Below are 6,138 nucleotides of genomic sequence, written 5' to 3'. Positions count from 1 at the left end.
ATGTATGGACTCTTAGTAAAAGTTTAGGCACTTATTACGTTACTCCCCCATGGGGAGGGAGTCCATACATCGGCGAAAGAGGGTATCTCCTAAATGATGCTGAGAACTTAAAACGACATCATGCGATAATAGATTTTCTGACTTACCTCACTGTGACAGCGTTTTGGTGAACTCTCCAACTACTGCACCTCAATTGACGAACACAACTCCCCCATGTCCCTGCCTATTAAACTCAATTAATCACGTCATATCATCATCTCGCAACTATCTCTCGTCATACCATCGAAAGATGGTATCTCCTAAATGATGGTGAGAACTTAAAAACGACATCATGCGATAATAGATTTTCGGACTTACCTCACTGTGACAGCGTTTTGATGAACTCACCAACTACTGCAGCTCAATTGACGAACACAACTCCCCCATGTCCCTGCCTATTAAACTCAATTAATCACGTCATACCATCATCTCGCAACTATCTTCCGTCATACCAGCGAAAGAGGGTATCTCCTAAATGATGCTGAGAACTTAAAACGACATCATGCGATAATAGATTTTCTGACTTACCTCACTGTCACAGCGTTTTGGTGAACTCTCCAACTACTGCACCTCAATTGACGAACACAACTCCCCCATATCCCTTGCCTGCATGCCCGGCTGCAAGAACGGATCTTGTGTCGACATATCCATTCGTGACGACTCGTTCTCAGCAGTGATAACCTTTTCAATCCAGTCCGTATAGCTTGAAACGCGAGTATACAATTCAGTTACCCCGTACTCTCCTACATCATAAAACCATGAATCTATGCGAGAACTAATACCCAGCAATGTATACCCGTAATCCCCTTTTACAAACGCCGGACCACCACTATCGCCGTTACCTGAAACCCCCTCTAAGGGCAAACCTTTATCACCTTTTTCGAACTTATAAACTAAGTCAGTATCAGTCACGTCAATAATTTTATTATGTGCCTTTCTGAGCTTACCCTTATTATCGCTGTAACTAATGGTTTCCCCATCATCGCCTGTCCCCGTTCCGCCTGCACCAATGAACCAGGTAATAATGTCTTTCTCTGTTTTATCCCTGAATAGAGTGGCAGGCTTAACCGACGTCACAGGGTTTTCCAACTTAATCAACGCAAGATCATGCTCTTCGCCAAGAATATAGTCTGGGTGGCTGTATCGGTTGGCAACAGAAACAATTTCCTCACCCACTCGTATATTCTGCTTTGGTTTTAAGCAAAATACCGCATGAGCAGCGGTTACGACCCACTCTGGGTCGATTAACGTGCCGTGAACTCCAACTGAGTACAGAGTTGCTAAAGGTGGAAAATCCGTTGATTTTGCATGATAACTTTCATCAGGTACATCATGTCTAACAACAATGGCATGACCACTAAAAGAGAAGCAAAATAGCCAGATAAATAATTGGCTGACTCCATTATTCAATTTAGGTAACTTAATATCAGGTATGCCTTTTCTTATTTTTCCAAACTCATCCATTTTATAAAGTCCTTCAGTTGGTTACCCATAATACTATGCACAATCTATACTTAAAGCTGTTACCAGTTGTAAGCAATTGTAACGTATGAGTTCTTCGCAAATGCAATAGCCTACAATTATGAAGGATCGTTTATTCTAAAAGAGAGTAAATTCGTCTTGCCAGAATAGACCGTAGAAATTTCATCATGATAAGTAAACAGAAGTAAATTGTGTTTTTACACTATGTAGATGTTCACTTAAGAAGCTGCTGCACTATTTAAGAGAACACGGTTTATTGATTGGAGTTGAGAATCTTAATTTCACCAGCTTACATCAAGAGGCTAATCCAGCCTCCTGTTAAAACATCAGAGGACTATCCGCACAATGAAGTGGTTCCCAGTTCGCTACGGCCTTATTAATAATTCCTACACGCTGGTAAACTGTTTCAATCTCACCTTTCTCACGCAGTTTTTGAAGGCCTTTGTTCAAATCATTGAGCAACTGCTTGCCCGACTGCAATTTTGTATTGATAACAAAATGGGTGGAGTCTGGAAACGTCATTTTATAGCCGGGGAAAGGATACAATGCAATACCAAATTGATTGCGTTCCAAGTTGGCCTTTGGACCAAAAGTGATAGGAACAAATTGTCCTCTGCCTAATTTAATCATATTGAACATCTGTTCATAAAAACCAACATGAAGTAACTTCATGCCAGAGCATTCCAATATACGCTTGTCGTGATACCAATTATGATTGAGAAGAGTCGCAGAATTTTTTAACTGATTAAGGTGAGAGACACGACTTAACACTTCCTTTGTTGTATACAAACCTTTTTCGAATTCATTGCTACGAAAAAGCGGCGATGAGATCGCCAGCGCGTCTTCCCTCGATTCATTTCGCCAAATACCAACCGAGGTTCCCAGAATACGCCCATTTTCCACATCATTCAGCATGCGGCTGTTGTTGGGGTAAGAAAAAAGTGAAATTTGATAGTGTTGAGAAGACGCTTTAAGTGCATTACAAAAAATTAGATACTCAGACAGTACCTGATTCTCACCTAAATTAACGTCTTTTATGAAGGGGCAGTTATTTTCTTTAGTGGCCGCTTCTATCGCACGTTGATGATCCTGGTAGGTACCAACGGTTATAGCAAAGGGTTCAGCGCGAAAGGGTTCAGCGCGCAGACCAGCACAAAAAATAAAAAGCAGTGAAAAGACTAAACGTTGCATTCGAATACTCTCCTCTACCGCCTTTTGATCTAATATTTTGTATCGCGTTGTCGTAACTTATTGACGGCGCCAAATAGTTCCCTCTGGGCCATCTTCCAACACAACGCCTTTCGCGGTAAGAGCATCGCGTGCCGCATCAGCTGCCGCCCAGTTTTTTGCTGCTCTGGCGTCATTACGCTGTTTTATTAACGCCTCAATTTCCACAACGTCATCTTCAATACCTGCCTGTAGAAAATTATCTGGAGCAGACTGAAGAATACCTAGTATAGACCCAAGCCCTACTAAAACGCGAGCAAGTTTACCAGCCTCAGCTTCATCAGCTTTTTGCTTATTAAGTTCACGGGCCACGTCGAATAGTACGGCCATCGCGACCGGAACGTTGAGGTCGTCATTCATTGCTTTTTCGAAACGCTGCAAGTAACCACCGTAGCTAAGATCGCTATTTTCATCAGGCGTTACTCCCCGAAGTGCCGTATATAAACGTTCGAGTGAAGCTCTTGCTTGATGAATGCTTTCGTCATCGTAATTTAATTGGCTACGATAGTGCGCTGTTAGCAGGAAGAAGCGTATAGTTTCAGGATCGTGTAACTTCACCACATCACGCAAAGTAAAGAAATTACCTAACGATTTCGACATCTTCTCGTCGTTAACCTGCACCATACCGCCATGCATCCAGTAGTTAACATATTTAGTATCAAATGCGCAGCATGACTGCGCAATTTCATTTTCATGATGCGGAAATATCAAATCTGAACCACCACCATGTATGTCAAAATGATGTCCTAAATGCTTAGAGTTCATTGCTGAGCATTCGATATGCCACCCCGGACGGCCATCCCCCCAGGGTGAGTGCCAAAAAATTTCGTCAGGTTTAGCTGATTTCCACAGCACAAAATCCATGGGGTCATCTTTATCATCCGCGACTTGCACACGCGCACCCGATTGCAACTGCTCAAGATTTTGTTTGCTTAACTCGCCATATTGCTCGTATTTACTGACATCAAACAATACATCGCCATTTTTAGCCTGATAGGCGTATCCTTTATCAATTAAGGTTTGAATAACCTCAATGATTTCGGGCATATGACCGGTTACCGTGGGTTCAACACGGGGCTCTAACAGGTTTATCGACTCAAAATCCTCGTGCATCATAGCAATAGTTTTTGCGGTCAGTTCTGAGGGTGTAACCCCCTGCTCGGCTGCCCGATTAATGATTTTGTCATCTACGTCAGTAATGTTTCTGACATAATTAACGTCATAACCTAAATGGATTAAATAACGCACCAACACGTCAAAACTTAAGTAGGTTCTGCCATGTCCCATATGACACACGTCATACACGGTGATACCACACACATACAACCCCACCTTCCCTTCTTGCAGCGGCACGAAGCGCTTTTTTTCACGGGTTAAGGTGTCGTAAAGGTGTAGCATGGTGATTTTCCTCTATATTTGAATTGCGAGGAAGTTTATCACTGTCTGTATTTCAGGTCACAATTAAATACGCAATTTATGCTCTTCGAATTTATCTCCTTGCAGTTTTAGGCTAACATATGGCTTTTATTTTGATTTACAGGTCCATCTATGGTTACGTTAGAGACAAATTACGGTGACATCACTATTACGCTGTTTAAAGATAGAGCGCCGAAAACAGTAGAAAACTTCCTTCAATATGTAAAAGAAGGGTTTTACGACAACACTATTTTTCACCGTGTAATTGATGGTTTTATGATCCAGGGTGGTGGTTTTACTGCTGAAATGGAGCAAAAGCCGACTAACGACCCAATTGATAACGAAGCAAACAATGGCGTTTCAAATAACCGTGGCACCCTTGCTATGGCTCGTACAAACGATCCGCATTCTGCAACCGCCCAGTTCTTTATCAACGTTAAAGATAACGATTTTCTTAACTTTTCCAGTGAGTCAATGAATGGCTGGGGCTATTGCGTATTTGCAGAAGTCAGTGAAGGCATGGATGTAGTAGACGAAATACGCAAAGTAAGAACGGGTAATAGCGGGTACCATCAAGATGTTCCCGTTGAACCCGTCATCATTGAAAAAGCGACTATTAAAGACGCGTAAACTAACTTATCTTTAATTGAGGGGCGACTCGCCCCGCTGTTTGTGTCTGTCGCAATGAATTTTACTTACTTTATTTCTGATCTTCACCTTAGTGAAGCCTATCCGTACATTACCCAATGTCTGATAGAATTTCTCTCATCTGAAGCCCCTGAAGCTGATGCCCTCTATGTTCTTGGTGATTTATTTGATGTCTGGATTGGCGATGACAATGTTACCCCATTTAATGAAAGTATCGCGGCAGCGTTCAAAAAATTAAGTAAAGTTACACCTGTTTACTTTATTCACGGTAACCGCGACTTTGCTATTCGTGAAGGCTGGACCGATAAAGCAGGCATGACTTTATTACCCGAGCAATGCGTTATTGATCTTTATGGAGAGAAAACGTTGCTTACCCACGGTGACGAGCTATGTACGCTAGACGTGGAATACCAAAAGTTTCGCCGCAAATCTCGCGGTTGGTGGTGGCCTCGTTTAATGCTTTCTCTACCTTTATGGTTAAGACGCAAAATAGCGGAAGATGGGCGTCAAAAAAGTCAGCAGAAGCAGCAAAAACTTTCGACGGAGATTATGGATGTCACACCTGATGAAGTGGTTAAAGTCATGGAAAAACATCAGGTGCAAAGGTTAATTCATGGCCATACTCATCGGCCAAATATTCACACCTTAGAAGTAAACGGTAAACCCGCTACGCGAATCGTTTTGGGTGATTGGTACGAGCAAGGGAGTATCCTTAAAGTATCTGCCTTAGCCGTCGAGTTGGAAAAGCGTTCTTTCGCTGCTACATCGATTGGTTAGTAGTGAAGTAAAATAACCATGAAAACAAAGTCAGTAAAATAGGTAAAAACAAACCGATTGTTGCCCACTCCACTACATTGAACCCTACATACCTCGGCATCATCGGCTCATGTAATCTACGCTTGCGCACTCGATTCATTCTTATGTGAAGCAACATTTGCCACCCAATCCAGAGGACCAAAACAATCAAGTCGATTTTTATACGCGTTTCAATAAAGAAAGATACCCAAAAATAAAATGAACACGTAAACATGATTGCGATCCAAACATAATCAAAAATGACAGGCCAAGGGCGAATGTTGATTTGTTTTTCACACTCTCGTATAGCAGCGAAAAGATGTGGCAAGGCAAAAGGCTGTGCAGGCGGTATAAGTGGAACCAATAACCATAAAATTGGGCTGTCAGGCTTACCGCAAATATGTTTACAATCTCTCGCAATCAGGCGAAACCAAAGCATGCTATACAAGCCGCCGGTACAAAAGAATAGCAAGAACTCCCAAATAAAATTACGCGGTGGCGCAACTAACTTTGGCGATGACATACACACCT

General features: G+C 42.2%; 6 protein-coding genes. 2 read left to right on the top strand and 4 right to left on the bottom strand.

The features are described from left to right. Positions 1-600: 600 nt before the first annotated feature. The 3 genes from OPS28_RS12355 to cysS form a co-directional block, all read right to left on the bottom strand. Positions 601-1,503: a S1 family peptidase gene (locus tag OPS28_RS12355; RefSeq protein ID WP_265609773.1), complete on the bottom strand. Its 903-nt coding sequence runs from the start codon at positions 1,501-1,503 to the stop codon at positions 601-603. A gap of 336 nt (positions 1,504-1,839) precedes the next feature. Continuing rightward, entirely contained in the window at positions 1,840-2,712 is an 873-nt protein-coding gene (locus OPS28_RS12350; RefSeq protein WP_265609772.1) for a hypothetical protein, read from the bottom strand. A gap of 57 nt (positions 2,713-2,769) precedes the next feature. Continuing rightward, entirely contained in the window at positions 2,770-4,146 is a 1,377-nt protein-coding gene (gene cysS / locus OPS28_RS12345; protein WP_265609771.1) for a cysteine--tRNA ligase, read from the bottom strand. A 150-nt stretch (positions 4,147-4,296) separates the two neighbouring features. Here cysS and OPS28_RS12340 point away from each other — a divergent pair, with 150 nt between their 5' ends. Both OPS28_RS12340 and lpxH read left to right on the top strand, forming a co-directional pair. Next, entirely contained in the window at positions 4,297-4,794 is a 498-nt protein-coding gene (locus OPS28_RS12340) for a peptidylprolyl isomerase (RefSeq protein ID WP_265609770.1), read from the top strand. Positions 4,795-4,848: 54 nt separating this feature from the next. Beyond that, positions 4,849-5,589: a UDP-2,3-diacylglucosamine diphosphatase gene (lpxH, locus tag OPS28_RS12335; protein ID WP_265609769.1), complete on the top strand. Its 741-nt coding sequence runs from the start codon at positions 4,849-4,851 to the stop codon at positions 5,587-5,589. On the opposite strand, the gene OPS28_RS12330 is transcribed toward lpxH, so the two are convergent. Further along, positions 5,573-6,130, bottom strand: a complete 558-nt coding sequence (locus OPS28_RS12330; RefSeq protein ID WP_265609768.1) for a hypothetical protein — start codon at positions 6,128-6,130, stop codon at positions 5,573-5,575. The genes lpxH and OPS28_RS12330 overlap by 17 nt on opposite strands. Positions 6,131-6,138 lie beyond the last annotated feature (8 nt).

Source organism: Alteromonas sp. ASW11-130, assembly GCF_026183735.1.
GTDB lineage: Bacteria > Pseudomonadota > Gammaproteobacteria > Enterobacterales > Alteromonadaceae > Alteromonas.
The sequence above is the reverse complement of the archived record's forward strand: the minus strand, read 5'-3'. Positions and strand labels throughout refer to the sequence as shown.